Origin of the sequence: Lysobacter sp. KIS68-7 (assembly GCF_021284745.1) — a bacterium.
Lineage (GTDB): Bacteria > Pseudomonadota > Gammaproteobacteria > Xanthomonadales > Xanthomonadaceae > Noviluteimonas.
Map to the genome: position 1 here is coordinate 135051 of NZ_CP089925.1, position 19508 is coordinate 154558.

At 64.3% G+C, this 19508-nt stretch carries 24 protein-coding genes and 1 tRNA gene; 10 read left to right on the top strand and 15 right to left on the bottom strand.

What is annotated here, in order from left to right:
• Window positions 1–430 precede the first annotated feature (430 nt).
• Window positions 431–1519, bottom strand: coding sequence for a M23 family metallopeptidase (locus LVB87_RS00670; RefSeq protein ID WP_232899003.1), 1089 nt, complete (start codon window positions 1517–1519; stop codon window positions 431–433).
• Between the two features lie 171 nt (window positions 1520–1690).
• On the opposite strand from LVB87_RS00670, the gene LVB87_RS00675 reads away from it, so the two are divergent.
• The 6 genes from LVB87_RS00675 (at window position 1691) to LVB87_RS00700 (ending at window position 7168) form a co-directional block, all read left to right on the top strand.
• On the top strand, window positions 1691–2434 hold the full coding sequence (locus LVB87_RS00675) for a YceI family protein (RefSeq protein ID WP_232900582.1): 744 nt from the start codon (window positions 1691–1693) through the stop codon (window positions 2432–2434).
• Window positions 2435–2458: 24 nt separating this feature from the next.
• Window positions 2459–3073 (top strand): cytochrome b, encoded by a 615-nt coding sequence (locus LVB87_RS00680; RefSeq protein ID WP_232899004.1) that lies wholly within the window; start codon window positions 2459–2461, stop codon window positions 3071–3073.
• Window positions 3066–3680: a YceI family protein gene (locus LVB87_RS00685; RefSeq protein WP_232899005.1), complete on the top strand. Its 615-nt coding sequence runs from the start codon at window positions 3066–3068 to the stop codon at window positions 3678–3680. The genes LVB87_RS00680 and LVB87_RS00685 overlap by 8 nt, the downstream gene beginning before the upstream one ends.
• A 197-nt stretch (window positions 3681–3877) precedes the next feature.
• On the top strand, window positions 3878–4804 hold the full coding sequence (locus LVB87_RS00690) for a pseudouridine synthase (RefSeq protein WP_232900583.1): 927 nt from the start codon (window positions 3878–3880) through the stop codon (window positions 4802–4804).
• Window positions 4805–4841: 37 nt separating this feature from the next.
• Entirely contained in the window at window positions 4842–5480 is a 639-nt protein-coding gene (locus LVB87_RS00695) for a glutathione S-transferase family protein (protein ID WP_232899006.1), read from the top strand.
• Window positions 5481–5560: 80 nt separating this feature from the next.
• Window positions 5561–7168, top strand: a complete 1608-nt coding sequence (locus tag LVB87_RS00700) for a Na/Pi symporter (RefSeq protein WP_232899007.1) — start codon at window positions 5561–5563, stop codon at window positions 7166–7168.
• Between the two features lie 9 nt (window positions 7169–7177).
• Here the strand turns inward: LVB87_RS00700 and LVB87_RS00705 are convergent, their stop codons facing one another.
• The 11 genes from LVB87_RS00705 to LVB87_RS00755 all read right to left on the bottom strand — a co-directional run bounded on the left by LVB87_RS00705 (window position 7178) and on the right by LVB87_RS00755 (window position 12482).
• A complete protein-coding gene (locus LVB87_RS00705; protein WP_232899008.1) occupies window positions 7178–7552 on the bottom strand; it encodes a hypothetical protein in 375 nt (124 codons plus the stop codon).
• Window positions 7553–7653: 101 nt separating this feature from the next.
• Complete coding sequence (locus tag LVB87_RS00710; RefSeq protein WP_232899009.1) at window positions 7654–7902, bottom strand: hypothetical protein; 249 nt, start codon at window positions 7900–7902, stop codon at window positions 7654–7656.
• A 45-nt stretch (window positions 7903–7947) separates the two neighbouring features.
• A tRNA-OTHER gene (locus tag LVB87_RS00715) sits at window positions 7948–8038 on the bottom strand.
• A 201-nt stretch (window positions 8039–8239) separates the two neighbouring features.
• Window positions 8240–8872, bottom strand: coding sequence for a hypothetical protein (locus LVB87_RS00720; RefSeq protein WP_232899010.1), 633 nt, complete (start codon window positions 8870–8872; stop codon window positions 8240–8242).
• A 128-nt stretch (window positions 8873–9000) separates the two neighbouring features.
• A complete protein-coding gene (locus LVB87_RS00725) occupies window positions 9001–9270 on the bottom strand; it encodes a hypothetical protein (protein ID WP_232899011.1) in 270 nt (89 codons plus the stop codon).
• 46 nt (window positions 9271–9316) lie between these two features.
• Window positions 9317–9757, bottom strand: a complete 441-nt coding sequence (locus LVB87_RS00730; RefSeq protein ID WP_232899012.1) for a hypothetical protein — start codon at window positions 9755–9757, stop codon at window positions 9317–9319.
• Window positions 9754–10272: a DUF6714 family protein gene (locus LVB87_RS00735; RefSeq protein WP_232899013.1), complete on the bottom strand. Its 519-nt coding sequence runs from the start codon at window positions 10270–10272 to the stop codon at window positions 9754–9756. The genes LVB87_RS00730 and LVB87_RS00735 overlap by 4 nt, the downstream gene beginning before the upstream one ends.
• A 550-nt stretch (window positions 10273–10822) precedes the next feature.
• On the bottom strand, window positions 10823–11185 hold the full coding sequence (locus tag LVB87_RS00740; protein WP_232899014.1) for a hypothetical protein: 363 nt from the start codon (window positions 11183–11185) through the stop codon (window positions 10823–10825).
• Between the two features lie 19 nt (window positions 11186–11204).
• Window positions 11205–11573, bottom strand: coding sequence for a hypothetical protein (locus LVB87_RS00745; protein WP_232899015.1), 369 nt, complete (start codon window positions 11571–11573; stop codon window positions 11205–11207).
• Between the two features lie 72 nt (window positions 11574–11645).
• Window positions 11646–12143: a nucleoside deaminase gene (locus LVB87_RS00750; protein WP_232899016.1), complete on the bottom strand. Its 498-nt coding sequence runs from the start codon at window positions 12141–12143 to the stop codon at window positions 11646–11648.
• A gap of 174 nt (window positions 12144–12317) precedes the next feature.
• The gene (locus LVB87_RS00755; protein WP_232899017.1) at window positions 12318–12482 is read right to left on the bottom strand and encodes a hypothetical protein; all 165 of its coding nucleotides are present in this window, start codon (window positions 12480–12482) and stop codon (window positions 12318–12320) included.
• Window positions 12483–13551: 1069 nt separating this feature from the next.
• Here LVB87_RS00755 and LVB87_RS00760 point away from each other — a divergent pair.
• Complete coding sequence (locus LVB87_RS00760) at window positions 13552–13812, top strand: hypothetical protein (protein WP_232899018.1); 261 nt, start codon at window positions 13552–13554, stop codon at window positions 13810–13812.
• A gap of 6 nt (window positions 13813–13818) precedes the next feature.
• On the opposite strand, the gene LVB87_RS00765 is transcribed toward LVB87_RS00760, so the two are convergent.
• Together LVB87_RS00765 and LVB87_RS00770 are read right to left on the bottom strand one after the other, a co-directional pair.
• Window positions 13819–14187 carry a hypothetical protein gene (locus LVB87_RS00765; RefSeq protein WP_232899019.1) on the bottom strand — a complete coding sequence of 123 codons (369 nt, stop codon included), beginning with the start codon at window positions 14185–14187 and terminating at the stop codon, window positions 13819–13821.
• 146 nt (window positions 14188–14333) lie between these two features.
• Window positions 14334–14741, bottom strand: a complete 408-nt coding sequence (locus tag LVB87_RS00770; RefSeq protein ID WP_232899020.1) for a hypothetical protein — start codon at window positions 14739–14741, stop codon at window positions 14334–14336.
• Window positions 14742–14943: 202 nt separating this feature from the next.
• Here LVB87_RS00770 and LVB87_RS00775 point away from each other — a divergent pair, with 202 nt between their 5' ends.
• Window positions 14944–15246 (top strand): hypothetical protein, encoded by a 303-nt coding sequence (locus tag LVB87_RS00775; RefSeq protein ID WP_232899021.1) that lies wholly within the window; start codon window positions 14944–14946, stop codon window positions 15244–15246.
• A gap of 309 nt (window positions 15247–15555) precedes the next feature.
• On the opposite strand, the gene LVB87_RS00780 is transcribed toward LVB87_RS00775, so the two are convergent.
• Window positions 15556–15783, bottom strand: a complete 228-nt coding sequence (locus LVB87_RS00780; RefSeq protein ID WP_232899022.1) for a glutaredoxin family protein — start codon at window positions 15781–15783, stop codon at window positions 15556–15558.
• A gap of 74 nt (window positions 15784–15857) precedes the next feature.
• On the opposite strand from LVB87_RS00780, the gene LVB87_RS00785 reads away from it, so the two are divergent.
• Entirely contained in the window at window positions 15858–17240 is a 1383-nt protein-coding gene (locus LVB87_RS00785) for an L-serine ammonia-lyase (protein WP_232899023.1), read from the top strand.
• 46 nt (window positions 17241–17286) lie between these two features.
• A complete protein-coding gene (locus LVB87_RS00790) occupies window positions 17287–19500 on the top strand; it encodes an EAL domain-containing protein (RefSeq protein ID WP_232899024.1) in 2214 nt (737 codons plus the stop codon).
• Window positions 19501–19508: the final 8 nt, after the last annotated feature.

Below are 19508 nucleotides of genomic sequence, written 5' to 3' on the forward strand. Positions count from 1 at the left end.
GAGCGTCTGGGGTTGTGGGCGCGTCGCGATCGGATCGCGTGCGCCAACACCGTAGCTTCGGATCGTCGGCCCGTCGCCCACCTCGGCGCTGCGCCGTCGCGTGCGTCACCTTCGGCAGGCAACGTGCCTAGCGAGATTTGTGGGCACGCGCCCCTTCGGACCGAAGGGGCGTCCTCTGAATTGATATCTAGGCACCTTGCCTCCGAAGCGGGACGCACATGCCGATGCAGCGAGCGAGGGGGCAAAGTGCCGACCGTCCGGAGCCGGAAGTTGGCGCACGCGTTCGCATTGCGGCGACACGCAACTCCCAGACGCTCCGCGCAACGATCAAATAGCGAGCGGGCCGACGTGAGATGCCGTGTGCTCCTCGACGGGAGCTGCGGTATGTGAGCGGCGAGGAGCACACGGCAGCTCGCGGCGGAACGCCCATCTAGTGTTTGACCAGGTCACCGCTGTCCACCGGCCCGGTGTAAGGCGCACTCCAGCCCGCCCCCGTCTGCACCTGCACGTCGTGGAAATACGCAGGCAGGCCTTCTTGGAATCCCGCACCCGATTGCAGCTGGTAATGCAGGTGCACGAGGAACGCATCGCCGGACATTCCCATCTGGCCGATCACCTCGCCCGCGCGCACCCGCTGCCCGGGCTTCACCCGCACGCTGCCCTGCTTCATGTGCGCGAACAGACTGTATTCGCCGTTGCCATGATCGATCACCACATGGTTGCCGAGGAACAACCGCAGGTTCTTCATGATCTCGTCCTGCGTGAACGGCGGCGGGCCGCCCTTGCGGTTGTCGCGCATGCCGTCGTGCATCTCCATCACGACACCATCGCCCGTCGCATGGATGGGCGTGCCATAGCCGTACCAGTCTTCCGGCGTCGCGCCATCGGTGCGGAACAGCTTGCCCTGCGCATCGGCGATGGTGAAGTCGTGCGCGTAACGCATGAAGTTGGAGGTGATGTTGAAGTGCGTCGTCATCCCGCCGGTGATATCCAGGCGGCGATGGTGGGCGAGGAAATCGTGGCCGTCGTGGACGAAGACGTCGCCGTCGAGCGGGAAACGCAACGCGGTGTGCGGCACGAACGCGCGCGGGGCGACGCGGATCTCCACGCGCTGCTCGTCGGCCTTCTCATCGCCCGCGGGGCGGAACGTTGCGACGTAGCGCAGGTCGCCGAGCCACGTTGCCTTCTCGAACTCCGGGAAGGGATTGAAGACCACCAGCCGCCCCTTCGCGGGCAACGTGCGGTTGGGCAGCGTGGCCAGGCTCATCGTGGTGCTGTCGCCGTTCTGGTCCAGGCGACGCTGCGAGAAGAAGCGGCCTTCGCGATCGAACAGCGTGGCTTCGATGCCGGTGAGTTCCAGCGCGCGGTCGCTGTCGTTGGAAAAGACGAGGTCGAAGTTCAGGTGCTGGCCATCGCGGCCGGTTTCGATCAGGGGCTCTACTGGGAGCGTGGCGACCGTGGGGACGGCGGCATGCAGGGCCGGGGCGATGCACAGCAGGCAGGCGAGGAGCAGGCGCATGGGGTCGGGTCCGCGGGTCGGTTCCGGCAAGGGATACGCCTTGTGACCCGGCGGTTGCGCGCAACACAGCGTCCGAAGGCAGCGTTCACACAACCGGCCTAAGATGGCGCCTTCGAACCTTTGGCCCGGCGCCGGACATTCAACTCCATGGCCACCTGGTACTCGAAACCCATGAACCTGAAAGCCGTGCCCCTCCTGTTCGCGTTGCTGCTTGCGACCAGCGCGCATGCCGAACAAGCCACGTATGCGCTCGATCCCGTGCACACGCGCGTGATGTTTTCGGTGAGCCACGCAGGCTTCTCCAATCCGATGGCCACCATCTCCGGCACGACCGGCACGCTGGTGTTCGACCCCGACGATTGGTCGAAGGCGCACGTGGAAGCGCACATTCCGCTGAAGCGCCTCGAACTCGGCGATCCGAAATGGAACGCGGCGGTGCTCGCGCCCAAGTTCCTCGATGCGGACAAACATCCCGAAGCGGTCTTCGTCTCGACGCGCGTCGAGCCGATCGATGCGATGCATGCCACGGTGATCGGCAACCTGACGATCCGCGGCGTCACGCGCGAAGTGAAGTTGAATGTCACGCTGAACCAGGTCAAGCGCCACCCGCTGCCGCCGTTCCACCGCACCGCGGGCTTCTCCGCGACGACGCACGTGAGCCGCAAGGATTTCGCGATGACGGCGTGGCAGAGCGTCGTCGGCGATGCGGTCGAGATCCGACTGGAAGTGGAAGGCGCGCGCACGCGCGGCGGCAAGATCGAAGAGGAAGGGCCTGCCGGCGCGAGCTCGGTTGCGGCGCCCGGCTCGGTCGAACCCGCGCCCGCGACGACCGTCCCCTCGCCCGCCGATGCGGAACCCGCGCCGGCTTCGACGGTCGCACCACCGCCCGCATCCGCACCGACCAACCCGCCATAACTCTCCGACTTCCACCCACCTTCCATGATCGAACCGATGCCCGCCGCGATTTCCCGCCCGTTCCGCAACATCGACCGCTGGGGTGCCGTCAGCCAACTGCTGCACTGGACCGTCGTCATCCTCATCGTCGTGATGGCCTACGTGGGCCTGACGATGGTGGACCTGCCGAACGGGCCGCCGAAGATCCGCATGTACAACCTGCACAAGTCGATCGGCCTGACGATCCTGGCGATCGTGGTGCTGCGCGTGCTGTGGCGCGCGTGGGCCGGCGCCCCGAAGCCCATCCCGACGATCCCGCATTGGCAGCGGCGCATCGCCGACCTCACGCACATCGGCATCTACGTATTGCTGTTCGCGATCCCGATCACCGGTTGGATCATGAATTCCTACGCCGGCTTCCCGCTGCGCTGGTTCGGGCTGTTCCATGTGCCCGCGCTGACCGCGCGCGACCGCGACATGCACGAGATCTACGAAACCGTGCACGAGGTGTTGTTCTGGTGCCTGGTCGTCGTTGCGAGCGGGCATGCCTTTGCCGCGATCTACCACCATCTGTTCCAACACGACGCGACGCTCGCGCGCATGCTGCCCAAGGGTTGGCTGCGCGCGCCCACCCCACCGCAGGAGTCCCGCAATGTCTGACCTTCCCCGGAGCAATGCGGCGCTGGTCGCCATGGTCGCGGCGATGTTCGCTTCGCCCGCGTTCGCCGCGGACTACGCGCAGGCGCCGGGTTCGAGCCTGAAATTCTCCGGCAGCTACCAGGAAGAGGCGTTCACGGGTCGGTTCCCGGGCTTCTCCACGTCGCTGCGTTTCGATCCGGCGCAACTGGCGGGCTCGCGGCTGGACGTCACGATTCCGATCGCGAGCGCGACGACGGACAACCAGGATTACGACGATGAGATGCGCGGCAACGCGTTCTTCGATTCGAAGAAGTTCCCGCAGGCGCGTTACACGGCGACGACGTTCCGCGCGCTCGGGGGCAATCGCTTTGCGGCGGATGGCACGCTGAGCCTGCACGGGGTGAGCAAGCCGGTCACGCTCACGTTCACGTGGACGCCGGGGGCGAAGCCGGTGCTCGATGGCAAGGCGACGGTGAAGCGTTTGGACTTCGGGATCGGCGGCGGCGAGTGGAACGACACGTCGTTGATCGCGAACGATGTGGTGGTGACGACGAAGGTGGTGTTTGCGCCGAAGGTGGCGGCTGCGGCGGCTGCTCCTGCGGCTAAGCCTGCTGCGAAGGCGAAGTAGATCATCGGCTTCGGATGGGCGGCCCGTCCTGCGAGGGCTTATGTCCTCGGCCGGTGCGCTGTAGCTGCATCCCTGCGGACAGAGCACCGTGCGCAAGGCCATCCATGGCCTTGCTCCGAGGACATAAGCCCTCGCATGCCGGTCCTCGTCATGAGATTGATTGACACCGCTTCGGGCGGTCGGTGACACACTGCGGCATGCGCAGGCGCCCTCCCAGCATCGATGGACTCGCTCCGAGCACGCTGCAGTTGCCACCGGGCGCGTGGTCGACGGTGCTGGATTGCTTGTGTGAGCGGTTCCCTTCGGTGACGCGCGCGACGTGGTTGGAGCGCATGGCGCGCGGGCGGGTCGTGGATGGCGCCGGGTGTTCGGTGACGCCGGCAACGCCGTATCGCGTCGGGCTCGAAGTGCATTACTACCGCGAAGTTGTGGACGAGGCGCCGATCCCGTTCGAGGAAGTAGTGCTGCATGCCGACGCCGACTTGCTGGTCGCCGACAAGCCGCATTTCCTGCCGGTCACGCCCAGCGGCGGACATGTGCATGAAACCCTGCTGGGGCGTCTGATCCGCCGAACTGGCAACGCAGCGTTGGCGCCGCTGCACCGAATCGATCGCGAGACCGCAGGCTTGGTGTTGTTCTCGACCAATCCGGAAAGCCGCGCGCGTTACCAGGCGCTGTTTCGCGAGCGACGGATCGAAAAGCACTACGAAGCGATTGCGCCAGCATTGCCGCGCGTCGAGTTTCCCTGCACTCGCACCAGTCGGATCGTTTCCGGCGAGCCGTTCTTTCGCATGCAGGAGATCGAAGGGCCGGCGAACAGCGAAACCCGGATCGAGGTGATCGCGCGTGGCGATGCGTTTTGGCGATATGCGCTGACGCCGGTCACAGGGCGCAAGCACCAGCTGCGTGTGCACATGGCCGCGCTGGGCGCGCCGATTGCCAACGACGGGGTCTATCCGTCGGTGCGCCATCGCGAGAAAGGCGATTACTCGGCGCCGCTGCAACTGCTGGCCAAACGGCTTTCGTTCGTCGATCCGCTCAGTGGGGTAGCGCGCAGCTTCTCGAGCCACTTCGTACTCCAACCCCATGTCGATTTCGGGCCCCGTCGTTCGTCGTCATGGTGAAAAGGGCAACCGCAACATCCATCAGGAGCGCAGCACGATGACCATCACCATCACCGCCTTTGAACGTTCCCCCGATGGTGGCAAGGGGCTTGCGCGCGATACGCGCGTTCGCTGGGCGCTGGAGGAAGTCGGGCAACCCTACGAGGTCCGACTCGTGTCGTTCGCTGCGATGAAGGCACCCGCGCACCTGCGCCTGCATCCTTTCGGCAAGATTCCCACCTACGAGGAAGGCGATCTCGTCCTGTTCGAATCGGGCGCGATCGTCTTCCACCTCGCCCAACGCCACGCCGGCCTGTTGCCGGACGACGCCAACGCGCGGGCGCGTGCGATCACGTGGATGTTCGCCGCGCTCAACACCGTGGAGCCGCCGATCCTCGACCTCTCCATCGCGAAGTTCCAGGAAGGCGACAAGCCGTGGGCCAAGGAACGCATGCCCCTGGTGCAAGAGCGCATTCGCGATCGCATGGTCCCGCTGTCCAACCGCCTGGGCGATGCCGAGTGGCTCGACGGGGCGTTCAGCGCGGGCGACCTGATGATGGTGTCGGTGCTGCTCAGGCTGCGGCCGTCCGGGATCCTGGACGAGTTTCCAAACCTGGCCGCGTACGTCGCGCGTGGTGAGGCGCGGCCTGCGTACCAGCGTGCGTTCGCTGCGCAGTTGGCGATCAACGCCCCCTGATCAAGAGCCGGCAACCGGCTGAGCTTGCATCGCACCGAGAATGGGCCTCAGGGTAGCGCTGCATGTCCACGACGATCTCGGTGCTCGGTGGCGTCGGCCTGTTCCTGCTGGGCATGAGCGTCATGACCGGCGGGCTCAAGTCCCTGGCCGGGTCGAAGCTGCGCGAAACATTGCAGAAGATGGCGGCGACGCCGTTGTCGGGCGCCTTCTGGGGCGCATTCGTCACGCTGATCGTGCAGTCGTCGAGTGCCACGACGATGACGACCATCGGACTGGTGAGCGCGGGGTTGCTCACCTTCGCCCAGGGTCTCGGACTGGTGTTCGGTGCGAACGTCGGCACGACCGGGACAGGTTGGCTCATCGCACTCATCGGTGTGCGCGTTTCGCTCACGAGTGCCGCGCTGCCCCTGATCTTCGTCGGCGCATTGCTCAAGTTGTTGGGCCGAGGTCGACTGTCCGCCGCGGGCGCGGCGCTAGCCGGGTTTGCGCTCGTGCTGTTCGGGCTGACGACGCTGCAGCAGGGCATGGGCGGACTCGCCGAGCAACTGCATCCGGCCGACCTCCCCGCGGTGTCCGGCGTCGGCGCGTGGTCGGGCTTGTGGGGCGTGCTCGCCCTGGTCGGGCTCGGCTTGGCGATGACGGCGGTGATGCAATCGTCCACCGCCGCCATTGCCGTCACCTTGTCTGCGCACTTCGCGGGCGCCGTCGGATTGGACCAGGCGTGCGCGCTCATCATCGGGCAGAACATCGGCACCGCGACGAGTTCCGCGTTGGCGGCGATCGGCGCCAGCGCCACGGCGAAGCGATTGGCCTTGGCCTACGTGCTGTTCAAGCTTGTGGCCGCCGCAATCGCGCTGGCGCTCTTTCCCGTGACCACGCCCCTGCTCGTCCGCGCCTCCGGATCAATCGACGGCGTCACCCTGCTCGCGGCGTATCACACCGCTTACAACGTCGTCGGCGTTGCGGTCCTGCTGCCGCTGATCGACAGGTTCACGCGATTCGTCGAACGCCTCCTGCCGGAACGTCGGTCGCCGCTGACGCGCTGCCTCGACCCCGCCGCGCTGACGACCTCGTTCGCGGCCGAAGAAGCGGTTCGGCGCACGGTGGCACGCGCGCTCGCAGCCATCTGCGGATCGCTCGGCAAGGATGCTGTGCTGGCGGCGCAGGCGGGCGACGCGTTGCGCCAGGCGTGGCGGTTCATGTCGGAAGCCAGCGGCCCGCCGGAGTCCGAAGCGGAGCAGGCGCAACTCACGCGTACGCTGCATGCGTTGGATGAGGCGACGCGTCTGGTCGAGGTCGCGGGCGAGCAAGGCGAATTCCGGGCGGCGTCCAGTGAACCCGACGACGTGCGCGCGGCGGAGTTGTGCGCGGAGGCGATGCGAAACGCGGTCCTGATTGCCGATGACGTGGTCGCGCTTCCAGGTGCGGGCCATCGCGGCGCGACGGAGTCCGCGCTCGCCGATCTCGAGCGTTGCGCCACGTTGCTACGCGACCATCAGCAGGCCCACCGCGGGGCCATCCTCGCTTCGGTCGCGCGTGGCGCGGTGGGTGCAGACGAGGCGGCGGCGCGGGTCGAAACCGCACGACGCCTTTCGGACATCACGCGACACGCGTGGCTTTGTGCGGCCAATCTCGTCGAGATCAGGACTTCTCGGTCAGACCCCGAAAGCCGTAGCCGACGCTCATAAGACGACCGATCAGGCGGACGAACTTTGCATCTCCGCTTTTGCCATCCGCAGCACAACGACGCATGCCAGGAAGATCAGGCAGAGCGCAATCAGCGCGGTGTACGGAGAGATCGTGGTGTACGCGGGCCAAGGATTCGGTCCATCCAGCCCCTCCGGGTCTCCGATGACGTGGACCACACCTATGAGGAGCAGCAGGAACAAGCCGATCTGCGCGAACGAAAAACCGATAGGTTTCCCGGCAATTACGAGCGCTGTGGAGACTCCAGTGATTGCGACCAGAACGGCAGGAACTTGCCAGTGCGGTACCGCGTCAACCAAGAGCCAGACGGAGCAGATCGTTGCTGCAACGAGAATGCCGAACGATGCTCGCAATGTAGTCGTCATGCTGCGATCCGGTGTAGAGGAACTCACCCGACTATATCCGGACGGCCATCAACCCAGCACGCCGCATGAGTGTCCGCTTTCGGCCAAAAGCGGACACTGACTCAACTGGCCTTGGCAACGCGTCGTCGTGAAGCCCAAAACCAAATGGTCAAGCTCGCGGCATAAAAAACAAAGCTGACCACCCAAATGAAACTGGGCAGTTCGCCCCCCGAAAAGCTCCACGCAAGTCGGAAGTAGCTCACCAGGTATTCAAGCGACAGACCGTCGCCGCGCAACAACATCACCGCGCAATGCGCCGCGATCCAGCAGGCGACGTATGCGGCAGCGGCGAAAGCAATCCGTTTGAGCATTACGAAGGTGTCCTGTATCTGCCAATGGCCAAGAGCTGACATCGGTGGCGCCGACGGCAGGGGTCGAACCTGCACCCAGCCGGGAAAGCCCGTTGGGACTACTGAGGTAGTACGTCTACCGTTCCGTCACGTCGGCGTGGAATCGAAGAGTAATGGTGTCAAAGGTCATTCGGGTCTCCAGTGCATCAACGCCTCATGCTGGCGCTCGTACGCCTCCGCCAGGCACGCCTCGATCGTCGTCGATCGCTCGCAGGATGCATTCCGCCCGCGTAGCCACGATTGCTGAAATTTTTGGAGCTGCACCCTGTCCCCGACGGTGTCGTGTCCGTGGCGAATCTCAACGTAGAGCTCGGAGAGCGCCAGGTCCCGGCTGGAGAGCGCCGCGCTCGAACAGATCGCTTTTTTCCACCTTCGTGCCTGCCAGTGTGCAATCGAAGCTCGGCCCGCTTGCGGACGGTTCGAAGCGTGTAGGGTCTTGGAACATCGACACGTCAAGCGAGTTCGACCTTCCGCGCGCATCGACGAAGACCACTGATCGCGGGCTGAAGTCGTTCTCCACCATCCACGCCTTCAGCGCGGACATGGCAGGGGCCGGAATGTGCTCCCTTTGGATACCGCGCGACATGAGCGTCAACTTGGCATCGCCCCAATCCTCGAGGATGGCACCCAACGCATCACCGGTCCTGGTGTCGTACCAGAAGAACGACTTTGTCGGGCATGCGTGTAACACACAGGCAGAGGCGGAGAAGTAGCGGGCATCGCGGATCATCACCGGATCCGGCGGGCCACCCATGCCATCGAGCAGATCATCCGCTCTCGCCCGCGGCACGGTCGACCTGATCAAAGTTTCCGCCCGCTTGTCCCAGATGAAGGCGTTCGTCGATTGGCCCTGGTATTCGAGCGGCCACCGCTCCGAAGCCGACGCGCAGGTTGCGAACGCCAAGGCGCACGCGAGCAGGTATCTGGTCACCGCGGGGTTCCGTTTGATGGCTAGGACCCATTAGACGACAGTCCGCAAAGGGTCGGAAGCGGTCGCTCAAGGGCGTGCAATCCGCCGAAGGGACCCAGTGTCCGCTTTCGGCCAGGAGCGGACATTCGCTACAGCCGAAGCAGATCTTCCTTGATTCGGGTTGCGCGAGCCACGGTCAGCGCCCCGTTGATCTCCGGTGACGTCAGGTCGAACACAACGCCCGTGAGCGCCTCCACCTCGAACTCAATGTCTTCGTTGACGTCGTAGCCTTCCGCCCACTCGTGCACCTCCGCGGCCGACACGTTGCCGTCCAGATACTCGTCGAGGCTTCGGATCACGTCAGCAATCGACAGCACGACGCCGCTCGCTGCTGGTCTAAGGGGAACCCCGTCGTGCATTTCCGTTCTCCATGCGGGCGCGCTCGGCCCGAAGCGACACTCGCCCCTACTTTCCGCACCTCGGAAGGGCGCCTCGAGTCGAAGGCACTTCGTAAACCGTCCACTTGGCACTCAAACGCCGGATCACGTCTTCGGCGAAGGCATGTGCGGCGACGGGGTTCGTTCCTTCGGAGAAGCCGACGGTCATGTCGTATGCGGACAGCCTGAGGTTGCCGGCGCCCCAACCTACGCCTGCTTCGTCATGCGCGCTGATGTTGAGCACCGGATAGCCCGGGGCTTGTTTCAGCGTCACCAGTTGCTTCTGCGAAGTGGTGCTTACGTCGTGGTACTCCATGTGATGGGACTCGGAAACCGATTGCATCACTTCGATGAAGCGCGCCGTGTCCGCCGCATCCGCGAGGCAGAGTTGCACCTGGCGAAACGGCTTCTGCCCGCCTGCGCAGCCGGTCAGCAATCCAGCGAGCAAAAGCAACGTGAGCGCCTTCATGTACCGATTCGCGGAAGTGCCCAGAATTCGAGCGCACGCTCCGCATCCCCGCTTGTGAACTCTTCCGCGTGTATGGCCATATACCTGAGAAATGCGGCAACTGCCTCGCGTTGGGGCGCATCGAGGAGGCTGTACTGGCTGGCCGAGTACGCCGGGTAATCCCGGCTTGGCCTCAGTGCAAAGACCACGCAACCGGGAACCGCCGTTTCCAGGATCGAGGCTTGCGCGTGCTCCAACGCGTAGAGCATGTAGGCCGGGAGGTAGTACCGGTACTCCTCGGCCTGCATGTGCGCCAGCAGGCACCCGAAGTGCTCGACCTCCAGCCCGGCGAGGTCCTGCCATTTCGCATCCGTCCGGGTGATGCCGGCGATACGCCATTCCTCGTCCGTGATGGTGCCGGACATTCCCTTTTCATCCGTGAGCAGGAACTGCCGAAGTGACGTGCTCGCCCGGGGCACGCCGTCGAATGCGGACTCGATGATCCTGCGGGTTGCCCGCTTGGCGGCATCTTCCATGACACTCCCCTCCAATCAGATCTCGCGATGCGTGACCTGCGCCCTGATTACTTCGAACGTGCCCAAACGAATGCCACGATGGCGGCGCCAAGACACACGCCCGTGCCGATGAGATGCACGAAATCCACCGCTCGAATGTTGGCAAGGCTCGGGCGGCCGAGCATGCTGCAAAGGCTCAGGAGACCAAAGGTGGCGAGAACGAAGGCGACTCGGAGATCGCGACGTGAGCTCATCGATTTTCACCTCTCAAGCGTTGTGGACGAGGAGTCGGAACACGGACCCACGGGTCTGGTGATACGCCCCGAATGGGATGCAACCCGCTGACTCGCCATGAGCTTATGGAAGCCGGGTCCGGCTAACAAGCAGACACGGACTCACCCTGCGGCGCGCACAAGGCGAGCACGCTAGGGCGAATGACTGCTTTGAGTAGAAAGCGGTCACTCAGGGTCGCGGAGGCCACCGATGGATCGAGTGTCCGCTTTCGGCCAGAAGCGGACACTCGCGAGCACCAGCAGCCGACGCGCGAAACGGGGTCGGCTGGAATGCGTTGTCAGGCGCCAACTGGAGACGCGTTATCCCAAGGACTCCACGTATTGGAAAGCAAGTAGATGCCGATCAGGGTTCCAACCGGGAAGCCGAACAGCAAGAGCACGGAAATGACGATGGAGCTGGTGCGGGCCCAGGGCTTGGATTGCTTAGCGCCCTTGGCGGTGAGGTGGTGCGCCAAGAACACAACCGAGAACAGAATCAATGGGAACGCAAGAGAGACAAGAGAGACCTTTGGACTCATTGCTGCCATAAGTGCGAAGAGCGAAAGGCACAGCAGATACAGCCACGAAAGTGCTCGATGAGCCCGATAAACCTTGATGTTTCTTTCCACAAAATTCCCCTGATAACCAGTTTGGATAATCACAGCAGTTGCGCCCTGACCGTTATCCGCTTTCGGCCTCTCTCTGCTTTTCCTCGTCCATGACGTAGTAAGCGAGAAGGACGGAGACAGCGGCTATGAGCAGCGTGAGCAGAAACAAGCCGCTCGTGAGCCCCGCATCCTCATATGAAATCTTCCTCGCCGCAAAGCCGCATGCGAGCGAGAACATGACGCAAATCGTGAGCGCCTTCCTGCTGGAAGGTCGTTTCAAGACGGCAACAACGATCGCTCCGAAAACAACGGCAGCGAGGAGAAATTCCCCGAACCCCGGGACCACCGAAAGGCCGAACACAGAGAACACTGCATGCACGCATAGCCAGCCCTTGGCAGATCGAGTGATCACCTCACGCTGTTTTTCCGTGTTTGTTGCCATTCCTGGAACGCCCCCTAAGAACGTCACCGCGGCGAGAACTCGCCGCCAAGGCTAAACCATCGAAAGCGGTCACTAGGCGCCTTTACCAATACGTTGCTCCCGCTGCCAGTCAGCATAGAGACCCGGATCGGCCTGGGCTGCGGCGGCGTCATGTCGGATCGTCATCGCCTGCTCGGCGAACGGCTTCGCAAGATCGGCATAGAGCGCCGCGGTCGACAAACCATAAGGCGCGCCATCTTCGTTGGTGTAGGCGTAGGCGACCTCCGTGATGCCGGCCAGCCGCATGGCCGCCAGGCACATCGGGCACGGGTGGCCGCTGGCAAAGACGACGCATCCGCGCAGATTCGGTGAACCGAGCGCGCGGGCCGTGGCACGCAGGGCGTTCAATTCGGCATGCGCGGTCGGGTCGCCAGTTGCCAATATCTCGTTGACGCCGGTCGCGACAATCCTGCCGTCCTTCACCACCACTGCGCCAAACGGGCGCCCGCCTTGCATGCTGTTGGCCCGTGCGAGGCGGATCGCTTCGCGCAGGAAGCTTTGGGATGCATCGGTCATGGCGGTCTCTTCCATCGTGTCGGGGTACGCGCACCATCCGCCGCCGTTGGCACCAACTCGTAGCCGTCCCCCCTTCCACTCAACCAACGCAGACGTACTTTGCCAATCGCCTGAGGGAAGCCGAACTGACAGCTCGCGCCAAGTGTCCGCTATCGGCCAGAAGCGGACACCCAGCCTATTCGACGCAAGTTAGCGTTTGCGGTTCTGCCACCAGATCCCCGGCTGTGACAACAGCATGATTCCCACGCCGAAAAGAATCCCCTTCACGAAGCCGTAGCCCCACCAGAAGATGAGTGCGGCGGCTACAGCAATGAACGCCGCAGCGTATTGATCTCGCCAGAACTGCTGACTCATGCCGCCCTCGGTGCGCATCCAAATGCCAGCTTAGATCATGTCCGCTTTGGGTCGGAAGCGGTCACTCAGGGCATGGACCCCGCGACGGGGTCCAGTGTCCGCTTTCGGCCAGGAGCGGACATTCGCGACGCCCGAAATAAGCCTAGCGCCAGACCGAGCCATCTACCCAAACGGCCTGACCCGGATGATGCTGCCGAATTGTGTCGACGGCCTCCGCAAGTGCCACCAAGTCTCCTGGATTAACGGACGTAGTGAAGTTAGTGACCACTATTCCACTTGCGCGCAACTCCGCCAGGCTAGATGGCTCTAGCACACCAGGCGCAACCCACAAGGCTGAGGGAGGCCACGCAGATGACCCTGCGAGCTGCTCGTAGCTTTGCCGTGAGCACACGAAATAGATCATCTGCACCTAACGCCTGAGTTATGCGGAGCCGCGAACGAGTGCCGGCGAGTGGTGTCCGCTTTCGGCCAGAAGCGGACACTCACCCGGTCAGCTTGAGTGGTTTGTATCGCTATCTCGCGCCATTCGAGCGCGGTTAGACCGCGCGAGGATCAAACCGCCAATGAGCATGAGTACGCCAGGCGCGATGACGGGTGGATAGATTTCATACGTCGCTCGCACGCCATCAAGGATGTGTTTCTGTACGTCATCTCGGGTGTAGGTTTTTGCGGGGTCCGGCGAGAGTTTCGCGTACTCCGCGAGCACAACCGGTCGAATCCCCGCCCGCAGGATGCCCTCCAGTTGCTGGAGGGAAATCCAAGCGAATCCGACGAACAAGAGCGCGTAGCCGAGTTTCCGCATTGATGTTTCCGATGGCTGGATATCGCGCCCTGAGCTTGAAAGCCGGGTTTCGCAAAGGCAAGTCGGTTGCGGCTGGAATGTCCGCTTTGGGTCGAAAGCGGTCACTCACGGACGTGGACCGGCCGAAGGGAGCGGAGTGTCCGTTTTCGACCAAAAGCGGACATACGGGCCTCAGTCATCCATAGGGAAGAAGGTAAACCCCTTATTGGGCCTTCGCTCTGCCTCGGCTGACACCTCCTCGATCTTCTCGAAGTACACCTTGGCGTCGTGAGTGCGGTGCTCGAGCGGAACCTCAAGACCCTCGTCATTTCGCAGAAGGTCAACTGCAAGCATCCCTGCCTGCTCGGGGGTTGGAGCATCAACGAAACGGGTGGTGTAGAAGCCGATCGGCTTTCGCTCACCAACAAGCTCGCCAGGGAAGTTCTCCCCGCGGATGAAGCATCGAAAGAGTGGCATGGTGAATTGCGTCCAAAGAGATCAAAGAAACAGCGTCTGCTTTCGGCCAGGAGCGGACAACTCGCGACATGAGTGCACTCATGCCCCTAAGACCATTGCGGCTGAGAATGCGGCAAGTGCAAGGAAGCTCAATAGAGACACGGAGCGCAGACCGTTCACGAACTGCGGCTGCGCACCATTCGCGCGTAGCCAGCGATGTTGCACGAAGCCCAGCACGAGACCAGACGCCAAGAACGCCACTGCTGCAAAGATTCTGTATTGAGGCGGGCCAAACACAAGCGCAATCGCGGGCAATGCAGTCAGCAAGTTAACTACCTTGCCGGGCTTGGATTTCTTCAGCAGCAGTCGCTGATCAGCGTGACTCCTGGTGATGAACCTAAAAAAGCAGAAGAAGAACGTGACCCCAAGGACTCCGGCGGCGGTGAGCAGCGCGTTTGCAAAGGACATGCTGAATCGTTGAAAAAAAGGATGGACCTGCGCAAGGTACCAAGTCCAAGTGCTTCGGCGCGAGCAGGCGGACCGGATGTCGGCTTCGGGTCGAAAGCGGCCACCCACATCTGGTCCTCACTCCAGCGCCCGAGTGCCTCCGGCATTCAACCGAACGCTTCTCCAACGCGCTCGAGTGCTTCCGGAACCCAATCGAACGCGTCGCCAACGCACTCGAGTGCTTCCGGAACCCAATCGAACGCGTCGCCAACCCACTCGAGTGCTTCCGGAACCCAATCGAACGCGTCGCCAACCCACTCGAGTGCTTCCGGAACCCAATCGAACGCTTCGCCAACCCACTCGAGTGCTTCCGGAACCCAATCGAACGCTTTGCCGACGCACTCGAGTGCTTCCGGAACCCAATTGAACGCGTTGGCGACGTCTCCGAGTGCGTCCGGAACGCACTCGAACGCACTCGCGACCCGTTTTGGCGCCCTCGCCCGGGCTGCGGACATTGCCAGTTCGCTTAGGGACGCATCCGGCTGACGTTGCGCTTCCGTCCAATAGGCGTGCACGCAAGTGCAATTCACGATGGGCCACGGAGCCTGAAAACTCCATGCGACGAAAGCCCGACAGATCCCATGTCGGGAGGGCGACGAATACAACACCTCTCCGAGGGAATAGGTCGCGCCGTGTTCGCATGACGGTTTTCAGCCTCCCGACACCTTGCGCTGCCCTGCACCGCAAGCCCCAGCCCAGGATCAACCGGAGGTTCACATGCAACGCGCCCCCACCGTCTTTTGCATCCCCGAAGAAGCCCACATCGAGCTGATCAAACTGCGCGAGTTCCTGCGCGTGATGTCGCGTCTTGTCGAACCCGGCACCACCGCCAGCGAGCACGACTTCATCCTCCGCCCGCACGCGCTGTCTTGGCTGATCACCCAACTCTGGACCGAACTCGGCAAGATCGTACAAACCACCTACTGGTCCGAAGACCACACCGAAGACCTCGAAGAAGCCCACCGCCGCATCGCCGAAATGCGCGAACGCAACGCCGAACTTCGCGGCCACATCGAGTAGCCCGCCCTGCCCTTCCCACCGAAGGGGCGTCCCCCAATCCCATGTCTAGGAACGCTGCCTGCCGAAGGTGACGCACGCGACGGCGCAGCGCCGAGGTGGGCAGCGTTCCGTCCGTCCGGAGCTACGGTGCAGGCGCGCAGCCTCCTGATGGCGACGGCCCGCAGACCCCAGACGCTCCGCGAGGCCATCCAATCGCGAAGCGGGCCGGCGCGAGACGTCGTGTCCTTCATGGACGGGAGTGCGTCATCGAGCGGCCATGAAGGACACGACGGCTCGTGACGGACCGCCCGTCTCGTGGGGGGCGCGCGCTCACAACTGGAGGAACGCCACCACCCGAGCCGCATCGAACGGCCAATCCAACTCCAGGTCCCGCGCCTCGTCCCGCAGCACCGGCACCCGCGCCCCATACCGCTCTTCCAGCGCAAAGTCGTCATCGATCCACACCGACTCGAAGTCCGGCACCCGCGCCGCGGCCAACACCGCCAGCGCCTGATCACACAAAGGACAGATGTCACGCTGGAACAAACGCAGGCGCATGGTCGAGCCTTCAGGGGCAACGGTCGCAAGAGGCATAGAATAGGCCTCCTCCCCGCAGTACCCGTGCAGCCCCCATGGCCGTCAGCACCTTCGACCTCTTCAAGATCGGCGTAGGCCCGAGCTCCTCCCACACCGTGGGCCCGATGCGCGCCGCATGCCGCTTCGCCCAGAAGTGGCTGGACGAAGGCGACCGCCTGACCCAGGTCGCCCGCGTCCGCGCCGAAGTGTTCGGCTCCCTGGCCCTCACCGGCCGCGGCCACGGCACCGACAAGGCCGTCCTGATGGGCCTGGAAGGCCACATGCCGAACCTGATCGACCCCGACGTGATCCCCGCATCGCTCGAGCGCATCCGCAGCACCAAGTCGATCAACGTCCTCGGCAAGCACCAGATCCCCTTCGACGAGAAGCAGGATCTGATCATGAACAAGCGCCAGAAGCTCCCGTTCCACACCAACGGCATGCGCTTCACCGCCTTCGATGCGAACGGCGAAGTGCTCGCCACGCGCGACTACTACTCGGTCGGCGGCGGCTTCGTGGTCAACCAGGACGAGGCGGCGGAAGACCGCATCGTCGCGGACACCACCGAACTCGCGCATCCCTTCCACAGCGGCGCCGAACTGCTCGCGCAGTGCGAGTCCACCGGCCTGACGATCGCGCAGCTGATGTTCGACAACGAACACGCCTGGCGCACCGACGCGCAGATCCACGACGGCCTGCGCGAGATCTGGCTCGCGATGCAGAACTGCATGCAGCGCGGCATCCGCGAGAGCGGCACGCTGCCCGGCGGCCTGCATGTCGCGCGCCGCGCGCCCTCGCTGTACGCCGACCTCTCCTCGCGCCCCGAAGCCGCCATGCGCGATCCGCTCACCGTGCTCGATTGGGTCAACCTCTACGCGCTCGCGGTGAACGAAGAGAACGCGGCCGGTGGTCGCGTCGTCACCGCGCCCACCAACGGCGCGGCCGGCATCATTCCGTCGGTGCTGCATTACTACGATCGCTTCTGCCCCGGCGCGAACGAGAAGGGCGTATTCGATTTCCTGCTCACCGCGGCCGCGGTCGGCATCCTCTACAAGGAAAACGCGTCGATCAGCGGCGCGGAAGTCGGCTGCCAGGGCGAGGTGGGCGTGGCCTGCTCGATGGCGGCGGCAGGCCTGACCGCCGCACTCGGCGGCACGCCGGGCCAGATCGAGAACGCGGCCGAGATCGGCATGGAGCACAACCTGGGCCTGACCTGCGATCCGATCGGCGGCCTGGTGCAGATTCCCTGCATCGAACGCAACGCGATGGGCGCGGTGAAGGCGATCAACGCCTCGCGCATGGCGCTGCGCGGCGACGGCAAGCACAAGGTGTCGCTGGACAAGGTCATCAAGACCATGCGCGACACGGGCCGCGACATGCAGGACAAGTACAAGGAAACCTCGCGCGGGGGCCTGGCGGTCAACGTCATCGAGTGCTGATCCGGGCGCCGCTTGTTGCGGCGCTTTTTGGGCATACACTCGACCCATGGCCGACGCCTTGGGGACGCTGCGCCGCTTCCTGCTGCTGACCGGGCTGTACTACGCCGGGGCGGTCCTCGCGTCCCTTTACCTGCGCACCCCCGACGACATCACGCTGTTCTGGCCGAGCGCCGGCATCGGCTACGCGGTGGTCGTGGCCTGGGGCAAGCGATGGGCCGTGATCGTGCCCTTCGCGATGATCCTGCTGCACCTGACGGTGGTGCCGGTCTCCGCGGCCTTCCTCCCCTATTCCATCCTGAGCAACACCCTCGCCACGCTCGTGGCAGGCTGGTACGCCGATCGGGGGCGACGACCCGACGGCATGCACCTGCGCACCGCCGACGGCCTGATGTTGCTGCGCGGCGGCGTGTTGCTGGCGCTGACGGATGCGGTGATGGGCACGCTCGGCCTGGTGCACGCGGGGATGGTGCAGCCGTTCGAAGCGCCGCGTGCCTACCTGTTGTGGGCGCTCGGCGATCTGCTGGGCATCACCACCTTCGCCCCGGCGCTGACCTTGCTGTTCGCACCGACAGGGCGCCGCGAATCGCTGTGGCGCGAGACCGCCGACCGCCGCGAACAAACGGTGTGGGCCATCGGGCTGTTGCTCTCCTTCATCGGCATCGTGAGCGCGGGGCAAAGCGGCAACCTGTACGCCCTCGGCCTGGTCAGCCTGCCGCTCGCGCTGTTGCTGTGGGCCGCGGTGCGCTTCTCGCCCCTGACAACGATGGTCGCCACGATACTGGTGGTCACCTTCCTCAGCCTGCTCACCGGACTCGGGCTCGGCGGGTTCACGCGACCGCTCACGCTGCTCGATGCGTCGGTGCTGATGCTGTTGCTGATCCTGATCTCGGTGATCCCGGTGATGCTCGCGGTGGCCACGTACGAGCAGCGCCACACGGCCGCGGCCTTGTTCCAACGCGCCACGCGCGACCCGCTCACCGGGCTGCTCAACCGCAGCACGTTCGAGGAGCAGGCACGCGAGCGCTTGGGCGGCGCGGCAGCCGACCTGAGCCTGCTCTACATCGACCTCGACCACTTCAAGCTGGTGAACGATTCGGCGAGCCACGTGGCCGGCGACGACATGATCCGCACGGTCGGCGACCTGATTTCAGCGGAGTTCGGCGACGACGCGCTGGTGGCACGCACGGGTGGCGACGAATTCGCGGTGCTCGTGCCGGTCAGCGAGTCGATGGCGATCGCGTTCGGGCGACGCGTGCTGGCCTCCATCGACGGCCTGCGCCTGCAATGGCAGGACCAGATGCTCACGGCGGCGGCGAGCATCGGCATTGCGCACAGCTGCACGCCGCACGTCGATTTCGATCACCTGTTGTCCAATGCGGACGCGGCGTGCTTCGCGGCGAAGGAATACGGCGGCAATCGTTTGATCGCGGCCTCGCGCGAGGGCGATGAGCTCAAGTTGCGCACGGCGTCGATGCGCTCGGCGCTGCAGGTGCGCGAGGCGTTGGACCAGCGTCGCTTCACCTTGTTCTGCCAGCCGATCGTGCCGCTGGATCGCGCCGAATCGCAGAAGCGCAACTTCGAAGTCCTGTTGCGCTGGACCGACGCCAGCGGTGCGCCACGCGCGCCGGCGGACCTGATCGCCGCCGCCGAACGCTATCGCTTGGGGCCGCGGCTGGACCGCTACGTGGTCGACGCCGTGCTGCAGTGGTTCGAAGCGCACCCGGAGCACCTGCAGGAGATCCACCACTGCGGCATCAACCTGGGCGGCGGCACGCTGGTGGACGAGGAGTTCAGCGATTACTTCGCGGCGCGCCTGCGCCGCAGCAGCGTGCCGGCCGAACGCCTGTGCCTGGAGATCACCGAAACCAGCGTCGTGCGCGACCGCACGCGGGCGCAGCGCTTCATCGCCCGCATGCGCGACCTCGGGTGCCGGTTCGCGCTGGACGACTTCGGCACGGGGTTCTGCTCCTTCGGTTACCTGCAGCACCTCGACGTGGATTACCTGAAGATCGATGGCAGCTTCGTGCGCGATCTCGGCAAGTCCGAACTGGCCGACGCGGTCGTGCGCTCCATCACCGAGATCGCCCACGTGCTCGACAAGCGCACCGTCGCCGAGCAGGCGGAAACGCAGGCGCAACTGGATCGCCTGCGCATGATGGGCGTGGATTACGCGCAGGGTTATGCGATCAGCCGTCCACAGTCGATCGAGACGTTCTTCGCCCAGGCGCCTGCGGTTCTCGTGGACGCGCCGACGAGCTGAGCGCCGCG